17 protein-coding genes are annotated in these 15,338 nt (G+C 56.0%); 4 read left to right on the forward strand and 13 right to left on the reverse strand.

Going from position 1 to position 15,338, the window contains the following annotated elements; genetic code table 11:
- Positions 1–179: 179 nt before the first annotated feature.
- The 10 genes from pdxJ to rpoE all read right to left on the reverse strand — a co-directional run bounded on the left by pdxJ (position 180) and on the right by rpoE (position 8,586).
- On the reverse strand, positions 180–917 hold the full coding sequence (gene pdxJ, locus R0I78_RS02605) for a pyridoxine 5'-phosphate synthase (RefSeq protein WP_019934949.1): 738 nt from the start codon (positions 915–917) through the stop codon (positions 180–182).
- The gene (recO, locus tag R0I78_RS02610) at positions 910–1,617 is read right to left on the reverse strand and encodes a DNA repair protein RecO (protein ID WP_317074210.1); all 708 of its coding nucleotides are present in this window, start codon (positions 1,615–1,617) and stop codon (positions 910–912) included. The genes pdxJ and recO overlap by 8 nt, the downstream gene beginning before the upstream one ends.
- Before the next feature lie 2 nt (positions 1,618–1,619).
- Positions 1,620–2,525 (reverse strand): GTPase Era, encoded by a 906-nt coding sequence (era, locus tag R0I78_RS02615; protein WP_019934951.1) that lies wholly within the window; start codon positions 2,523–2,525, stop codon positions 1,620–1,622.
- A complete protein-coding gene (rnc, locus tag R0I78_RS02620; protein ID WP_019934952.1) occupies positions 2,522–3,190 on the reverse strand; it encodes a ribonuclease III in 669 nt (222 codons plus the stop codon). The genes era and rnc overlap by 4 nt, the downstream gene beginning before the upstream one ends.
- Complete coding sequence (gene lepB, locus R0I78_RS02625; RefSeq protein ID WP_019934953.1) at positions 3,190–4,104, reverse strand: signal peptidase I; 915 nt, start codon at positions 4,102–4,104, stop codon at positions 3,190–3,192. Before lepB ends, rnc begins: the two co-directional genes overlap by 1 nt.
- A gap of 2 nt (positions 4,105–4,106) precedes the next feature.
- The gene (gene lepA, locus R0I78_RS02630) at positions 4,107–5,903 is read right to left on the reverse strand and encodes a translation elongation factor 4 (protein ID WP_317074211.1); all 1,797 of its coding nucleotides are present in this window, start codon (positions 5,901–5,903) and stop codon (positions 4,107–4,109) included.
- Between the two features lie 96 nt (positions 5,904–5,999).
- Positions 6,000–6,446 (reverse strand): SoxR reducing system RseC family protein, encoded by a 447-nt coding sequence (locus tag R0I78_RS02635; RefSeq protein WP_019934955.1) that lies wholly within the window; start codon positions 6,444–6,446, stop codon positions 6,000–6,002.
- The gene (locus R0I78_RS02640; protein WP_317074238.1) at positions 6,443–7,423 is read right to left on the reverse strand and encodes a MucB/RseB C-terminal domain-containing protein; all 981 of its coding nucleotides are present in this window, start codon (positions 7,421–7,423) and stop codon (positions 6,443–6,445) included. The genes R0I78_RS02635 and R0I78_RS02640 overlap by 4 nt, the downstream gene beginning before the upstream one ends.
- A gap of 14 nt (positions 7,424–7,437) precedes the next feature.
- Entirely contained in the window at positions 7,438–7,995 is a 558-nt protein-coding gene (locus R0I78_RS02645) for a sigma-E factor negative regulatory protein (RefSeq protein ID WP_019934957.1), read from the reverse strand.
- A gap of 12 nt (positions 7,996–8,007) precedes the next feature.
- Positions 8,008–8,586: an RNA polymerase sigma factor RpoE gene (rpoE, locus tag R0I78_RS02650; protein WP_019934958.1), complete on the reverse strand. Its 579-nt coding sequence runs from the start codon at positions 8,584–8,586 to the stop codon at positions 8,008–8,010.
- A 182-nt stretch (positions 8,587–8,768) separates the two neighbouring features.
- On the opposite strand from rpoE, the gene nadB reads away from it, so the two are divergent.
- Positions 8,769–10,391 carry an L-aspartate oxidase gene (nadB, locus tag R0I78_RS02655; RefSeq protein WP_019934959.1) on the forward strand — a complete coding sequence of 541 codons (1,623 nt, stop codon included), beginning with the start codon at positions 8,769–8,771 and terminating at the stop codon, positions 10,389–10,391.
- Here the strand turns inward: nadB and R0I78_RS02660 are convergent.
- Together R0I78_RS02660 and R0I78_RS02665 are read right to left on the reverse strand one after the other, a co-directional pair.
- Entirely contained in the window at positions 10,382–10,765 is a 384-nt protein-coding gene (locus R0I78_RS02660) for a protein YgfX (RefSeq protein ID WP_156816482.1), read from the reverse strand. The two genes, nadB and R0I78_RS02660, sit on opposite strands and share 10 nt — an antisense overlap.
- Entirely contained in the window at positions 10,734–10,997 is a 264-nt protein-coding gene (locus tag R0I78_RS02665) for a succinate dehydrogenase assembly factor 2 (protein WP_019934961.1), read from the reverse strand. Before R0I78_RS02665 ends, R0I78_RS02660 begins: the two co-directional genes overlap by 32 nt.
- A gap of 112 nt (positions 10,998–11,109) precedes the next feature.
- Between R0I78_RS02665 and R0I78_RS02670 the strand changes: the two genes are divergently transcribed.
- Positions 11,110–12,018 (forward strand): folate-binding Fe/S cluster repair protein, encoded by a 909-nt coding sequence (locus tag R0I78_RS02670; protein ID WP_317074239.1) that lies wholly within the window; start codon positions 11,110–11,112, stop codon positions 12,016–12,018.
- A gap of 68 nt (positions 12,019–12,086) precedes the next feature.
- Positions 12,087–12,518, forward strand: coding sequence for a PACE efflux transporter (locus R0I78_RS02675; RefSeq protein WP_317074212.1), 432 nt, complete (start codon positions 12,087–12,089; stop codon positions 12,516–12,518).
- 43 nt (positions 12,519–12,561) lie between these two features.
- Here R0I78_RS02675 and R0I78_RS02680 read toward each other — a convergent pair whose 3' ends face one another.
- On the reverse strand, positions 12,562–13,833 hold the full coding sequence (locus R0I78_RS02680) for a dicarboxylate/amino acid:cation symporter (protein ID WP_019934965.1): 1,272 nt from the start codon (positions 13,831–13,833) through the stop codon (positions 12,562–12,564).
- Positions 13,834–14,150: 317 nt separating this feature from the next.
- Between R0I78_RS02680 and R0I78_RS02685 the strand changes: the two genes are divergently transcribed.
- Positions 14,151–15,338, forward strand: coding sequence for a M24 family metallopeptidase (locus tag R0I78_RS02685; RefSeq protein WP_317074213.1), 1,188 nt, complete (start codon positions 14,151–14,153; stop codon positions 15,336–15,338).

The following is a 15,338-nucleotide window of genomic DNA, read 5'->3' on the forward strand; positions in this document are numbered from 1 at the left end:
AACTGAGCTTGTGTCTCGGTGGTAGACAGCGAGGCCTCGACGGCCTCACGTTTGAATGTGTCGCTAAAGCGACGGCGGGGTTTGTATTTCATAACACCTTCTCATTAAATGAAGGTGTCTACTTTTCTCGGGCCAGTCCACCGGGTTTTTCTTACCGCTGACAGCTTACGGCTTACAGCTCAAATGCCCTGGCGGGCTTCGCGCAGCAGGCGCTTCATGTCGCGCACTGCCTTTTCCAGACCGTCAAAGGCGGCCCGGGCAATAATGGCGTGGCCGATATTCAGCTCCAGCATTTCCGGAATGGCGGCAATGGGCTTGACGTTGTGGTAATGCAGGCCGTGGCCGCCGTTCACCTTAAGGCCGGCGTCATGGGCATAGGAAGCTGATGCCGCGATACGCTTGAGCTCGGCCAGCTGTTCGGCCTCGTCGGCAGCATCAGCGTAACGCCCGGTATGTATTTCTATATAGGGTGCGCCAGTGGCGACGGCCGCATCTATCTGAGCCCGGTCGGCATCAATAAACAAAGACACCTTAATGCCCGCAGCTTGCAGCCGGGCCACCGCCTCAGTGATTTTTTCCGGCTGACCAGCCACATCCAGACCGCCCTCTGTGGTGACCTCTTCCCGCTTTTCCGGTACCAGGCACACAAAAGCCGGCTTGATGCGACAGGCAATATCAATCATCTCGTCGGTCACCGCCATTTCCAGGTTCATTCTGGTTTCAATGGTCTGTGCCAGAATCTCGACATCACGATCGATGATATGGCGGCGGTCTTCCCGCAGGTGCACGGTAATACCGTCAGCACCGGCCTGCTCGGCAATGGCGGCGGCATGTACCGGATCAGGATAACTGGTGCCCCGGGCGTTACGCAGCGTGGCAATATGGTCAATATTCACACCCAAATACAGTTCACTCACTGGAATTTCCTCTCTTTCCTTTGATAAACAGGGCCCGGCTTTTCAGCACTCGTCCTTCCAGATAAGGGGCCAGCGCGGTGCGGCTGAAGCGTTTGGCAGCGTTCAGCACCTCCGGCGACTCCAGCCTGAGTTCGGCCAAATCATATAACCAGTCACCCCGGTAGGCACCGGGCTCGGCCTTGCTCAGCGCCACGAAACCGGCTTCCGGCCGGTAAGCATACCAGCCCGAGGCTGAAACCGCTGCTCCCGTCTCGGCATCCTGAGTAAAATCCACGCCATAACCGAGCACACTCAGCATATAAAACTCAAAATGGCGCAAACAGGGCTCAAGGACACTGCCGACCGTCAGCTTTTGCAGAGTTTCCACATAAACATCAAACACCTCATCAAAGGGAGTTTGTACTTCAAGCAGGTAGTAAATGAGCTCGTTCAGATAAAGACCACTGTACAGCGCCGGTCCTGCCAGCCGAATGGCCGGTGCCGTGGCTTCGGCACTGTAGAGGGTTTTCAGATCGCCCTTGCCGCCAAAGGTAAGACGCAAGGGGACAAAGGGCTGCAGCAGCCCTTTTAACGGTGAGCGGGGCTGACGGCTGCCCCGGGCCACCAGACTCTGCCGCCCCTGCTCACGGGTGAACACTTCCACCAGCTGGCTGGTTTCCCGGTAGGGGCGGCTGTGAATAACAAAGGCGGCATGCGCCATGATCAGTCGTCGCCGTAACCCAGGCTGCGCAAGGCGCGCTCGTCATCGGCCCAGCCGGATTTAACCTTGACCCACAGCTCCAGATACACCTTTTGCTCCAGCAGCCGCTCCAGATCGAGCCGGGCTTCGGTGCCTATGGTACGCAGTTTTTCGCCCTTGTTACCGATGACCATACGCTTCTGGCCGCTGCGCTCTACCAGGATCAGACCATTAATATGCACCACGCCCTTTTCATCCACCTGATAGCGCTCGATCTCTACAGTAATCGAATAAGGCAGCTCGTCACCGGTAAAGCGCATCAGCTTTTCACGAATGATTTCCGCCGCCATAAAGCGGGAAGAGCGATCGGTGATGTAGTCTTCCGGAAAATAATGCAGAGAAGGCTTAAGCCGGGACCGGGCCAATTTGGCGATGGTGTCTACATTGGTGCCCTTTTCTGCTGAAATCGGCACTATGTCGGCAAAGTCCATTTGCTGGGCCAGCCACTGCATGTGCGGCAGCAGGGCTTCCTTGCTGTCGACGTTGTCGATTTTATTGATGGCCAGCACCACAGGACAGCTCATGCGCCGCAGTTTGTTCAGCACCATGTCGTCATCTTTGGTCCACTGGGTGCCGTCCACCACAAAGACCACCATTTCCACATCGCCCAGTGAGCTGGTGGCAGCCCGGTTCATCAACCGGTTAATGGCGCGCTTTTCTTCAATATGCAGCCCGGGGGTATCCACATAAACAACCTGATAGTCGCCGTCTGTGTCTATGCCCATGATGCGGTGGCGGGTAGTCTGCGGCTTTTTCGAGGTAATGCTGACCTTCTGCCCCAGCAGCCGGTTCAACAGGGTGGATTTGCCCACGTTGGGACGGCCGACAATGGCCACAAAGCCGCAATAGGTTTGCTGTTGTTCTGTCATAACAAGGTTTCCAGGGCCTGCTCGGCCGCCGCCTGCTCTGCCTTGCGGCGGCTGGTTCCAATACCCACCACAGGGTCGGCCAGGCCATCCACCACACAGTGCACGGTAAATTTCTGATTATGGGCTTCGCCTATGACATTTACTACTTCATAAGTCGGCAATGGCTTGCGCTTGCCCTGCAGCAGCTCCTGCAGCCGCGTTTTGGGATCTTTCTGCTCCACGCCGGGCTGAATATCGTTCAGCCGGCGGTCATACCAGCTCAGCAGCAGCTGAGTAACGCTGTCGATGCCGCTGTCGAGATAAACCGCACCAATCAGCGCCTCCACCGCATCGGCCAGAATCGACTCACGGCGATAACCGCCGCTTTTCAGCTCTCCGGGACCAAGAATAAGGTATTCGCCCAGCTCAAAAGCCCGCGCCAGCTCGGCCAGGGTTTTTTCCCGCACCAGGGTGGCGCGCATGCGTGACATGTCGCCTTCATTGACCTTGGGAAAGCGATGAAACAGGGCATCGGCAATCACCATGCTGAGAATGGAATCGCCCAGAAACTCCAGCCGCTCATTGTGGCGGGAGCCGGCGCTGCGGTGAGTCAGCGCCCTTACCAGCAGAGCCTCGTCATTAAAGGTATGGCCCAGCTTGTTTTGCAGATTGTTCAGTTTTTTCATTAATGAATTGCGCCTATTCGGCTGAAACGCACATCACTGGGCACCCAGGCGGGCAGCCAGCTGTCGGCGTTGCGTTCAAACTCAAAGCTTATCCAGATAGCAACCGCCTTACCCACCAGATTGCCTTCGGGTACAAAGCCCCAGAACCGGCTGTCGGTGCTGTTGTCTCTGTTATCACCCAGAGCAAAATAGTGCCCTTCCGGTACTATCCACTCGTTTATCGCTGTACCAGGCTGGCGATAATACATGGATACTCTGTCCGGCAGCAGCGGGTTTTGCAGGGTGTCATGCGGCCGCTCTGTCAGGTTTTCCTGATAACGGGCCAGCGGAATTCCCATTTGGGTAAACTCACCACTTTGCTTAAATGTAAGCGGCACCGGTTCATAGCCGGGACAGTCGTTACCGTTACAGGCAGGCTTGATATAGAGTTGCTTGTCACGATAAACGATATGGTCACCGGGCAGCCCCACAATGCGCTTGATGTAATCAATGCGGGGATTTTCCGGATATTTAAACACCGCAATATCGCCCCGCTCCGGCTTGCCGGTGGGAATAAGTGTGGTGTTACTGACCGGCTCTTTCAGTCCGTAGGAAAACTTCTCCACCAGAATGAAATCCCCCACCAGCAGAGTGGGCATCATGGAGCCGGAGGGGATCTGAAACGGCTCATAAATAAAAGATCGCAGTACCAGCACTGCCGCAATCACCGGAAAAATTGACCTGGCCTGTTCGATCCAGCCCGGGGCCGCGGCGGCTTTGGCCAGCGCGGCCGCGTCCACCTTGTTGCCGTGGCTCTGTTGCGCCTCGGCCAGCTCGCGCCCCCGTCGGGGCGCCCAGATCCACTTGTCACAGGCCCAGATAATGCCGGTGACCAGGGTCACCAGCACCAGGATCAGGGCAAAGGTACTTGCCATGGTTACTTGTCCTTACCTACGTGCAGAATGGCGAGGAAGGCATCCTGCGGAATATCAACCCGGCCCAGCGACTTCATGCGCTTCTTGCCTTCTTTCTGCTTGGCCAGCAGTTTCTTTTTACGGCTGACGTCGCCGCCATAACACTTGGCGGTCACGTCTTTACGCAGCGCTTTTACGGTGCTGCGAGCAATAATCTGGTTACCGATGGCCGCCTGAATGGCAATATCAAACATCTGCCGTGGAATAAGCTCACGCATTTTTTCCACCAGCTGACGACCACGGAACTGGGCATTTTCCTTGTGGGTAATAATGGCCAGGGCATCCACGCGGTCGCCGTTGATCATGATATCGAGGCGCACCATGTCGGCGGCTTCAAAACGCTTGAAACCGTAATCCAGCGAGGCATAGCCCCGGCTGGTGGACTTCAGGCGATCAAAGAAGTCGAGCACCACTTCCGCCATGGGAATGTCGTAGGTCAGTGCCACCTGGTTGCCGTGGTAAACCATATTGGTCTGCACGCCGCGTTTTTCGATGCACAAAGTAATGACGTTACCCAGGTATTCCTGCGGCACCAGAATATTACACTCGGCAATGGGCTCGTGAATTTCTTCAATGCTGGTGATGGCCGGCAGCTGAGACGGGCTGTCGATATAGATGACGTCACCGTCGGTCTTGACCACTTCATACACTACCGTGGGTGCCGTGGTGATCAGGTCGAGATCGTATTCCCGCTCCAGCCGTTCCTGAATAATTTCCATGTGCAGCATGCCCAGGAAACCACAGCGGAAGCCAAAGCCAAGGGCGTTGGAGGTTTCCGGCTCATAAAACAATGAAGCGTCGTTCAGCGCCAGCTTGTCGAGGGCATCGCGGAAGGTTTCATAGTCATCACTGGAAATCGGGAACAGGCCGGCATAAACCTGCGGCTTCACTTTCTGAAAGCCCGGCAGCGCCTTCTCGGCCCCGTGTTTGGCATGGGTCAGGGTGTCACCCACGGGCGCACCGTGAATGTCCTTGATGCCGCATACCACCCAGCCTACTTCGCCACAGTTAAGGCCGTCAGTGTCTTTTTGCTTGGGCGTAAAGATACCGATGCGATCCACACCCCACACCTGGCCGGTGCTCATTACCTTGATCTTGTCGTTCTTTTTCAGATTGCCGTGCTTGATGCGCACCAGTGACACTACCCCCAGATAAGGGTCGAACCAGGAGTCAATGATCAGCGCCTGCAGCGGCCCCTCGGGCTCTCCTTCCGGAGACGGAATTTTCTGTACTATGGTTTCCAGCACCTGATCCACACCCAGACCGGTTTTGGCGGAGCAGCGTACGGCATCAAGGGCGTCGATGCCGACAATATCCTCAATTTCTTCCGCCACCCGCTCCGGCTCGGCCTGAGGCAGGTCAATCTTGTTCAGTACCGGCACCACTTCCAGATTCATGTCGAGGGCGGTATAACAGTTGGCCAGAGTCTGTGCCTCAACCCCCTGACCGGCATCCACTACCAGCAGCGCCCCTTCACAGGCGGCCAGTGAGCGGGATACCTCATAGGAGAAGTCCACGTGTCCGGGGGTATCAATAAAATTCAGCTGATACTGATTACCGTCCTGTGCCTGGTAGTTCAGGGTCACACTCTGGGCCTTGATGGTAATGCCGCGCTCACGCTCCAGATCCATGGAGTCGAGTACCTGCTGCTGCATTTCCCTGTCGGTCAGGCCACCGCACACCTGGATCAGGCGATCGGACAGGGTAGATTTGCCGTGGTCGATGTGAGCGATGACGGAGAAATTACGAATATGCTTCATGATGCGATAAGGCGTCCGTAGTCAATGGCGACAATAAAGGGCGGATTCTACCGGATTAGCGGCACAGTGACCAATCCTTAGTCGGCTTCAGGGCAACTAATCCGCTGCCCTGACCGTTGGTATCAGGGTATCCAGTATCACCGGCTGATCATCACCACTGCGCCGGCGTGCCAGCCATGAAGCCAGCCAGAAACCCATGCCGCCGCCGGCTGCCGCGCCCAGGATGGAGCCGCTGTCGGCGGCTCCGGCCAGCCCCGCCAGCAGGCCGCCGGCCAGCATAAACACCAGTGGCAACAAATAGACCAGCAGTGCGCCGGTAATCAGGCTGTGCTCGGGTATACCGATACGCACCTGCTGACCGGGCTGAAGCGTGAGTCCGGTGGCAATCACAAAGCGATGATCACGCCCCGGCAGGGCTTTGGATACCAGGCCGGTGCCGCATGTGCTGTTTTGCCGGCACTGACCACAGGCCGACTTACTGAAGCAGCTGACTTCCACGCCATTTGGGTGTACTGCCACTACTGTGGCTATTTCTTCAATCATGGCGTGCTGTTATTGACTGAACGGGGTGCTACCGACTCGGCAATACGCCTGGCCGTCTCTGCCGGTACGTCTCCGACCACTGTCACTTCCATGCGGGCCGGATTGACCAGGCTGACCAGGTGAGTTGCCCCCTGGCGTACCAGCTGCTGGCGCGGTTCATTCTGTGAAGATTCAGCCACATACACGGAAACATCCACTATACCGTTTGAAGCCATCAGATATTCCACCGGTTGCTCAGTCAGTGGCAGACGATGACGATTTTGCCTGTGTATCTTAAACCCTTCCGGCAGCCAGCCCGCCTGCCAGGATGCAGCCTTTGGCTCAGGTGCATGGCCTTCAGCCAAAGGCATGGCCGGTGGCAATTTCACTGTCTGCAATTCTTTTAACAAGGGGGCCGGCTTATCACTGAGCACCAGCGCCACCCCCATGCTCTGAGCCACCAGAGCCGCGTCTTCATCCAGCGTATCCAGGCGCAGAAGCAGCCCGGTTTGCTGATCCAGCCAAAGCACATAACCGTAGTAGTGCTCGGTTTTTGGCAAAAGCCGTACCAGATTGGCGGTGCGTCCCAGCACACGGTTGCGACCGGCAATCACGGCTTCATACTGATCCAGCAGTTGTTCCAGCGGCAGCTGCTGCACACGCGTGAACAGTCCCGGTAACCGGGAGTCTTTCAGGGTATAACCCTCGGGACCATAATCAAAAAAACTGGTTTCAGCGTCTCGCTGCACAAACTCTCTGGGGCGGCCATTAAGGTGAAGCAGGTGTGTCAGCGCCTGACCGTCGAGATGTCCGCGGGTCAGGCGCTTGGGCTCCGGAGGACCAATACCGGAATCAATGAGAGTAAGCTCAAAATTAAGCTGCTGATAAGCCTGCTGCATGGTACGCAACAAAGCCTCGGGGTCAGCGTCGGTTGCCGCTCTGACCGGAGCAATGGTCACTAAAAGCAGGGTCAGTGTTGCACCCAGTTTGCGTATCATCAAAAACCACTACCTCAGTGCTGATGCAGTCGCTGCTGCAATTCATGATCCATCAAGAGGGCGTTGATACGTTGCTCCTGCTCCAGACGCTGCTGTTCGGTATGGCGCTGCTGCTGCTCATTCTGGTAATTCAGACTCACCGGGGAGGCTCCGCCACTCATGGGCAGCGTGTTGAGCACTGGTGACTGAGCCGCATCGGGCTGGCTGTATTGCTGCACACCAAATATCACTGCCGCCGATACGGAGGCCGCAATGGCAAACTGGCCCGCATGACGAAGTACCGGCTTGATACGGCTCAGACCAAACACAGGGCGAACCACCTTGTTATGGTGCTCAGCCTGTTCGGTGCCGCTGCCCGGTGTCCGGATTTCCTCCTGCTCAATCGCAGCTGCAATACTGTCGCTCAGATCAAAGGGCAATTGCTTGGGCAACTCGTTACGCAGCGCATCGCCATACAGGTGATAACGGCCAAAGGTATCAGCCAGCTCCCTGTTGCCAGCAACGTCCTCCAGTAACACCCTGTCCTGAATTTCTCCGTCTACCAGTGCCGATATTTGCTCTTTGTTAGCCATATCACTTCCCCGTTAACTCCGAAGCAAGGGGTTGACCCGCTTGTCTATTGCTTCCCGCGCCCGAAAAATACGAGAGCGCACCGTGCCCACCGGGCATTCCATGACACTCGCTATATCTTCGTAGCTCATCCCTTCCAGCTCTCGCAAGGTAATTGCCGTTTTAAGGTCATCTGGCAGGCTGTCTATGGTGTCATATACAGCCCGGCGAATTTCCTCTGTCAGCATCAGGCGCTCCGGTGAAGCCTGCTCCTTGAGCGCCTCACCGCCGCCATAATACTCGGCATCTTCAACGTCCACATCGGCACCCGGAGGTCGCCGACGCTGTGTTACCAGATGATTTTTGGCGGTATTTACCGCAATACGGTACAGCCAGGTAAAAAAGGCACTGTCACCGCGAAAACCGGGTAATGCCCGGTAGGCCTTGATAAATGCCTCCTGAGTTACGTCAGGCACATCTCCGGGATTGGACACATACCGCGACACCAGGTTCGCCACTTTATACTGATATTTTTTTACCAGCAGGTTAAATGCATTTTTATCGCCACGCTGTACCCGCTCGATCAATTGCTGATCAGTCAAATGTTCGCTCATACGAGCCGTGTAACCTCCGATTTTTCCGGTGCTCGACCACCAGCCCGTCACAAGCGTACCTTACATGGACTGTCGTTATGGCAAAAAGTTCTGAAGACATTTCAAAAAGCCAAATACGGCTGCGCATAAAGCGCACATGCGATAATATGCAAAGACTCTCCATTTCGAGCCAATGATACTTTATGAAGGATCCCGTTGAATACCTCTGCGACGTACTCATCATTGGCAGCGGTGCCGCCGGCCTGTCTCTGGCATTAAAGCTGGCTGACCATGCTCAGGTACATGTGCTGTGCAAAGGACCGCTGGCCGAAGGTGCTACTCTCTATGCCCAGGGCGGTATCGCCGCTGTTTTTGATAAAACCGACAGTGTTGAATCTCACGTTACCGATACCCTGATAGCCGGTGCCGGCCTGTGCGACAAGCAAGTGGTGGAGTTCACTGCCCGTAATGCACCCGACGCCATTCAGTGGCTGATTGGCCAGGGCGTACCCTTTGATACCGAAGAACTGGAACAGGGCAAGGCCAGCTATCACCTCACCCGGGAAGGCGGCCACAGCCACAGACGCATTTTTCATGCTGCCGATGCGACCGGCAAGGCAGTGCAGACCACACTGATAGAGCAGGTACAGCGCCATCCCAATATTCATGTGCTGGAGCGGGTCAATGCCCTTGATCTGATCACCAGTGCCCGTTTGGGGTTACCCGGCAACCGGGTGCTGGGTGCTTATGTATGGAACCGCAATAAGGAGCGGGTGGAAACGGTGCGTGCCCGCTTTGTGGCCATGGCCACCGGCGGTGCTTCAAAAGTCTATCAGTACACCTCAAATCCGGACGTCAGCTCCGGTGACGGCATTGCCATGGCCTGGCGGGCAGGTTGCCGGGTGGCAAATATGGAGTTCAATCAGTTTCATCCCACCAGCCTGTTTCATCCGGACGACAGCAACTTTCTGCTGACCGAGGCCCTGCGCGGTGAAGGCGCGCACCTGCTGCGCCCGGACGGCAGCCGCTTTATGCCTGATTTTGATGAGCGCGGCGAACTGGCGCCCCGGGACATAGTGGCCAGAGCCATCGATCATGAGATGAAGCGCCTGGGTGCCGACTGCATGTATCTGGACATCAGTCACAAACCGGCAGACTTTATCGTGCAGCACTTTCCCACTATTTATGAGCGCTGCCTCAAGGTGGGCATTGATATCACCAAGCAGCCCATGCCGGTAGTGCCTGCCGCTCATTACACCTGTGGCGGTGTTATGGTCGACAGTCATGGCCGCACCGACATCGATGGCCTTTATGCCATTGGCGAAGTGTCTTACACCGGCCTGCACGGTGCCAACCGCATGGCCTCCAACTCGCTGCTGGAGTGCATCGTGTTTGCCCGTGCTGCCGGTGAGCATATGCTGGCAAGCCTTGCCACGACTCCCGAGCCGCCCATGCTGCCGCTATGGGATGAAAGCCAGGTCACCAACTCGGATGAAGAAGTGGTTATTCACCATAACTGGCACGAGTTGCGACTGTTTATGTGGGACTATGTGGGCATAGTACGCTCCAACAAACGTCTGGAGCGGGCCAAGCGTCGCATTGAGTTGCTACAACAGGAAATTCAGGAATATTACGCCAACTTTCGGGTCAGTAATAATCTGCTTGAGCTGCGCAATCTGGTGCAGGTAGCAGAGCTGATTGTGCTGTCGGCCATGGAACGCAAAGAGTCACGCGGACTGCATTACACCCTGGACTACCCCGGCCAGCTCGATAATCCGGCTCCGACGGTACTCAGCCCGGCCAACTATCGCCCGCGTCAGCCCTGATAAAACAGCTGCCGTGCCAGACGCCGGTAAACTGCATCGGGCACGGCATCCTGAAATATCCACAAGGGCGGCCAGGGATCTTGCTGTAATATCAGCAGCAAAAAGCCGGGACCGGCCCGGCTGAAACGCGACAGCTCACCACGGCGGCCGTCGAGAGTAATAATACCGGCATTAAACTCACCCCGTGGCCGGTAGTGCCGGGCGCGCTGCCACATTATGATTACCGCCAGTAACCACACAGGCGCAAACCAGAGCAGCCGGTCGGTACTCAACAGCAGCGAAGCCGGAAGCCACAGGCACAGCGCCAGCCCCAGCAAATAAAGCCGGAGCAGCCATGACGGCTCAGCGTTGATTACGAATCTGGTTGCGCTCAAGAATGTAACTCACCATGGCCTGCAGCGCTGCATCCTGTGAACGCTCATGCCCCATAAACCAGGCGAACAAGTCCGGATCATCACATTCCAGTAACCGGCAGAAGGTAGCCTTCTGAGTTTCGTCAAGAGCGTCGTACTCGTGCTCCACAAAGGGGCCCAGAATCACGTCCAGCTCCAGCATGCCGCGGCGGCATGCCCAGACAAGGCGGGGTTTTTCAGAGGTTGTGAGCATGTCGGCTTCCATCTAGCAAAACAAAGCTTATGTTATAAGGTCGAATGAATACTGACAAATAACTTGGCCGTCTTTACCATGAGGGTCACACTTTAAGAATGAAACAGAGGGTATTCCCGTGTTTACCATCCCTTCCTCCCCCAAACTTTATCCCCTGACCGACAGAGCCGTGATCAGTCTGACCGGCGAAGAGCGGGTCAAATATCTGCAGGGCCAGGTAACCTGCGACGTGACCTCACTGGCAGAAGGCGATGCCTGCGCCGGCGGCCATTGTGACAGCAAAGGCAAACTGTGGGCCTCTTTCTGGCTGGCCAACCAGGGCGAACAGCTGCTGCTGGTGCTGAACAGCTCGCTGGTAGCGCGTCAGCTGCCGGAGCTGAAAAAGTTTGCGGTATTTGCCAAAACCGATATTGAAGACGCCAGTGCGCAATGGCAAGTATTTGGCCTGGCCGGTGAAGGCCTGTCACACTGGCTGAGCCACGAAGCAGGTGACGGTAATCTGTGGCAGGGTGGTGTCATTATTCCGGTAGCCGCCGAGCATGCCCTGCTGGTGCTGCCCAAAGACGCCACGCTTCCCGACTTGCCCACAGGCGAAGAGCAGGAGTGGCAAGGGCTGATGATCCAGGCCGGTCTGCCGGATATGAGCGCCGAGCATCAGGGCGACTATATACCTCAGATGCTCAACCTGCAGGCGATTGGCGGCATCAGTTTTACCAAAGGCTGTTATATGGGGCAGGAAACCGTTGCCAGAGCCAAATATCGCGGAGCCAATAAGAAAGCCATGTTTATTCTGCAGGGCACGGCTACCGCTCAGGTGACGGTTAATCAGGATCTGGAACTGCAGCTGGGAGAAAACTGGCGGCGCGCCGGTACTGTGCTCAGTGTGTGCCAGCAAAACAATCAGTGTGTGCTGACCTCTGTGCTGAACAAGGATCTGGATGCCGACAGCGTGCTGCGCTTCAAGGATCAACCCGACAGCCGGCTGCAACTGCAGCCCCTGCCCTATCAGCTGGAAGACTGAGCCGGTTTTACTTCAGCTGCCGTCAGTTAAACTGACGGCAGCCAATTGTCATCAAGCAAGGAGACATAATGCGTACCACCAAAGATCGAATTCGACATGCCCTGGGCTTTGAGATTATCGGTCTGCTGATTTTTGCCCCCCTCGCCAGTCTGGTATTTAATTACGATCTGTTTGAGCTGGGATTAATGGCACTGGTGGGCTCTGTAATTGCCACCGTCTGGAACTATTTCTACAACGTTCTGTTTGATCACGGCATGCTGAAACTGCGCGGCGACGTGCGCAAAACCACCCCCATTCGCGTGCTCCACGCCCTGCTGTTTGAGAGCGGCCTGCTGTTGCTGTTTTTGCCGATGATTGCCTGGCATCTGAACATCAGCCTGTGGGATGCCTTTATTATGGACATTGCCATGTCCTGCTTTTATCTGACCTACACCTTTGTGTATAACCTGGCTTACGACCGGATTTTTCCGGTACCCAACCCCACTGCTCATAGCTGCTGATATAAAAAAACCGCCTGCCGGCGGTTTTTTGTTTTTCTGCTGGTTACTTGCTGCGAACCGGCTCGGTTACATCGTCATCGATGCTGTCCGGATTGCCTTCCATTCTGGCTACTATGGTGTTCACGGCAGTGTCACCCACCACATTGGAAGAGGTACAGAACATATCGTTAATGCGGTCTACTGCCATCACAATGGCCATGGCTTCCACCGGCAGGCCCATCTGATGCAGCAACACACCGGCCATGACTACAGCACCGCCGGGCACACCGCCCACACCCACCGACATCAGCAGCACGGTAATGCCCACGGTCAGCAGATCACCCATGGGAATGGGCGTACCGGAGATGTTGGCAGCGAAAAAGGCGGCCAGCGTAATGTAGATGGCCGAGCCCGACATATTGATGGTGGCACCCAGGGGCACACCAAAACCGGCTACCGCCTTGGATACACCCAGCTTTTCGGTCAGGGTACGCATGGTCACCGGAATGGTGGCGTTGGAGCTGGCAGTGGACAGGGAGAACAGCAGCTGCTCTCGGGTAGCCTTGCGGAACACACCCGGCTTGATGCCAGTGGTCAGCCAGACCGCCAGCGGATATACCACCAAAATCCAGAACGCCAGCACCATCACCACCATGGCCACATAACCGGCTACCGACATCAGAGTGGCGGCTTCGAGGGTAGCACCAAGGCTTATCATCAGTGCAAACACACCATAAGGTGCCAGGGTCATGACCAGACCTACCAGCTTCATCATCACTTCATTGGCCATACGAAACGCACGGGCTGCCGGTGCCGCCGTAGCACCCAGGCCCTGAATGGCCAGGCCGGTAAGAATAGCCATAAAAATGATTTGCAGCATATCACCGGAAGCAAAGGCCTGGACCGGGTTGCTGGGCACTATGTTCACCAGCATGGCACCCAGATCCGGAGTTTCTGTGGTGGTCAGCTCAACGGCACCGCTGGCACCATGGGGCAAAGTGGCACCCAGGCCGGGCTGAAATATCACACCCACCAGAATGGCAGCGGCAATCGACAGCATGGTGTTGATAATATAGAGACCAAAGGTACGGCTGCCCAGCCGGCCAAAGCTGGCCACATCACGCAGTTCACAGATACCGGTCACAATCGAGATGTAGACCAGCGGCACCACCATCAGCTTGATCAATGATACAAACATGCCGCCCAGGCCTTCAGCCAGGCCAACCAGCTCGTTATTGAGCAGAGAAACATCCGTAAACACATACTGAATTGCACTGCCGATCAGCAGACCGACAAAAAGCCCGGTAAAGATTCGGGCGGAAAGGGAGCCTTTCATTTCTACATCCTCAGAAAAAGCCAAAGTAATTATCTGCTATTTATTATTTTTGTAGATAAGTTAACCAGTCGTTCCGTAAGCGCCGAAATTTTACATTCAAAAAACACCACAGCAACCACAATGATCCACTTCTTCGGCTCTTACGTGATCAAGATCACAAAATAAATATTAAAATATCAAAAAAATGTAAGCAATTTGCAGAATCAGGCTGTTTCAATGGTAGCTGGTTGACACTGACGCCCTCGCTGACTGTACTGGGATGAGTCCTGAAGCCTGATCATCAGCGCTTTATCGTGCAATCATCACAGGGGCAGGCCATGCATACACAGATCCCCAGCTTCTCCCGCGAGGAATATCAGCAGCGTCTGGCCAGGGTCAGAGCGGCCATGTATGAAAAGGATATTCAGACGCTGATCGTGCACGATCCGGCCAATATTGCCTGGCTCACCGGCTATGACGGCTGGTCTTTTTATACGCCTCAGGCGGCCATTGTGGGCATGAGCGGTGAGCCCATGTGGTTTGGCCGCCATATGGATGCCAATGGTGCCCGCCGCACCGTCTGGCTGCAGGAAGACAATATTCTCTGGTATCCCGACTATTACGTGATGAACCCGCCGATGAACGCCATGGAGTATCTGGCCAACCAGTATCTCAAACCCCATGAGTGGACCTATGGCCGTATTGGGGTAGAAATGGACAGCTATTACTTTACCCCGGCCGCCTGGCTGGCACTGCGAGAAAACCTGCCCGACACCGAGCTGATAGACGCCACCGATCTGGTTAACTGGTGCCGGGCGGTCAAGTCGGAAGCCGAGCTCAGATATATGCGCATTGCTGCCCGCATTGTGGAACGTATGCATGCTGCTGCGCTGGAAATGATAGAGCCGGGTCTGCCCAAGAACCTGCTGGTGGCAGAAATTTACCGGGTAGCCATGGAAGGATATGACGGCCATTATGGCGACTATCCGTCCATGGTGCCCATGCTGCCTTCAGGGCCCGATGCCTCTGCCCCCCACCTCACCTGGGACGACCGGCCCTTTTGCCGGGATCAGGGCACCTTTTTTGAGCTGGCCGGCTGCCACCGGCGCTATCACTGCGTACTCTCGCGCACCATTTATCTGGGCCGGCCCACCAATAACTTTCTGCGCGCGGAAGAAGCGCTCAACGCCGGTCTGGAAGCCGGGCTGGCGGCGGCCCAGCCGGGCAACCGCTGCGCCGATATTGCCAATGCGCTGAACGCCACCCTGGCCAAATACGGCTTTGACCGGGAAGGTGCCCGTTGTGGCTATCCTATTGGTATGGGTTATCCGCCGGACTGGGGCGAGCGCAGCATGAGCCTGCGCAATACCGACTTTACTATTCTGGAGCCGGGCATGACTTTTCATTTTATGCCCGGCCTGTGGCAGGACGACTGGGGCATGGAGACCACTGAGAGCATTGTGATCACCAGTAACGGAGCCGAGACCCTGAGCAACTATCCGCGCCAGCTGTTTGTAAAAAAATAA

It is taken from the genome of Oceanimonas sp. CAM02, from assembly GCF_032842915.1.
Classification (GTDB): Bacteria; Pseudomonadota; Gammaproteobacteria; order Enterobacterales; family Aeromonadaceae; genus Oceanimonas; species Oceanimonas smirnovii.

Coding starts and splice junctions, on each gene's coding strand:
- recO (WP_317074210.1), bottom strand. CDS start 1,617: ATGGCGCATGCCGCCTTTGTTATTCACAGCCGCCCCTACCGGGAAACC.
- era (WP_019934951.1), bottom strand. CDS start 2,525: ATGACAGAACAACAGCAAACCTATTGCGGCTTTGTGGCCATTGTCGGC.
- rnc (WP_019934952.1), bottom strand. CDS start 3,190: ATGAAAAAACTGAACAATCTGCAAAACAAGCTGGGCCATACCTTTAAT.
- lepB (WP_019934953.1), bottom strand. CDS start 4,104: ATGGCAAGTACCTTTGCCCTGATCCTGGTGCTGGTGACCCTGGTCACC.
- lepA (WP_317074211.1), bottom strand. CDS start 5,903: ATGAAGCATATTCGTAATTTCTCCGTCATCGCTCACATCGACCACGGC.
- R0I78_RS02635 (WP_019934955.1), bottom strand. CDS start 6,446: ATGATTGAAGAAATAGCCACAGTAGTGGCAGTACACCCAAATGGCGTG.
- R0I78_RS02640 (WP_317074238.1), bottom strand. CDS start 7,423: ATGATACGCAAACTGGGTGCAACACTGACCCTGCTTTTAGTGACCATT.
- R0I78_RS02645 (WP_019934957.1), bottom strand. CDS start 7,995: ATGGCTAACAAAGAGCAAATATCGGCACTGGTAGACGGAGAAATTCAG.
- rpoE (WP_019934958.1), bottom strand. CDS start 8,586: ATGAGCGAACATTTGACTGATCAGCAATTGATCGAGCGGGTACAGCGT.
- nadB (WP_019934959.1), top strand. CDS start 8,769: ATGAAGGATCCCGTTGAATACCTCTGCGACGTACTCATCATTGGCAGC.
- R0I78_RS02665 (WP_019934961.1), bottom strand. CDS start 10,997: ATGCTCACAACCTCTGAAAAACCCCGCCTTGTCTGGGCATGCCGCCGC.
- R0I78_RS02675 (WP_317074212.1), top strand. CDS start 12,087: ATGCGTACCACCAAAGATCGAATTCGACATGCCCTGGGCTTTGAGATT.
- R0I78_RS02680 (WP_019934965.1), bottom strand. CDS start 13,833: ATGAAAGGCTCCCTTTCCGCCCGAATCTTTACCGGGCTTTTTGTCGGT.
- R0I78_RS02685 (WP_317074213.1), top strand. CDS start 14,151: ATGCATACACAGATCCCCAGCTTCTCCCGCGAGGAATATCAGCAGCGT.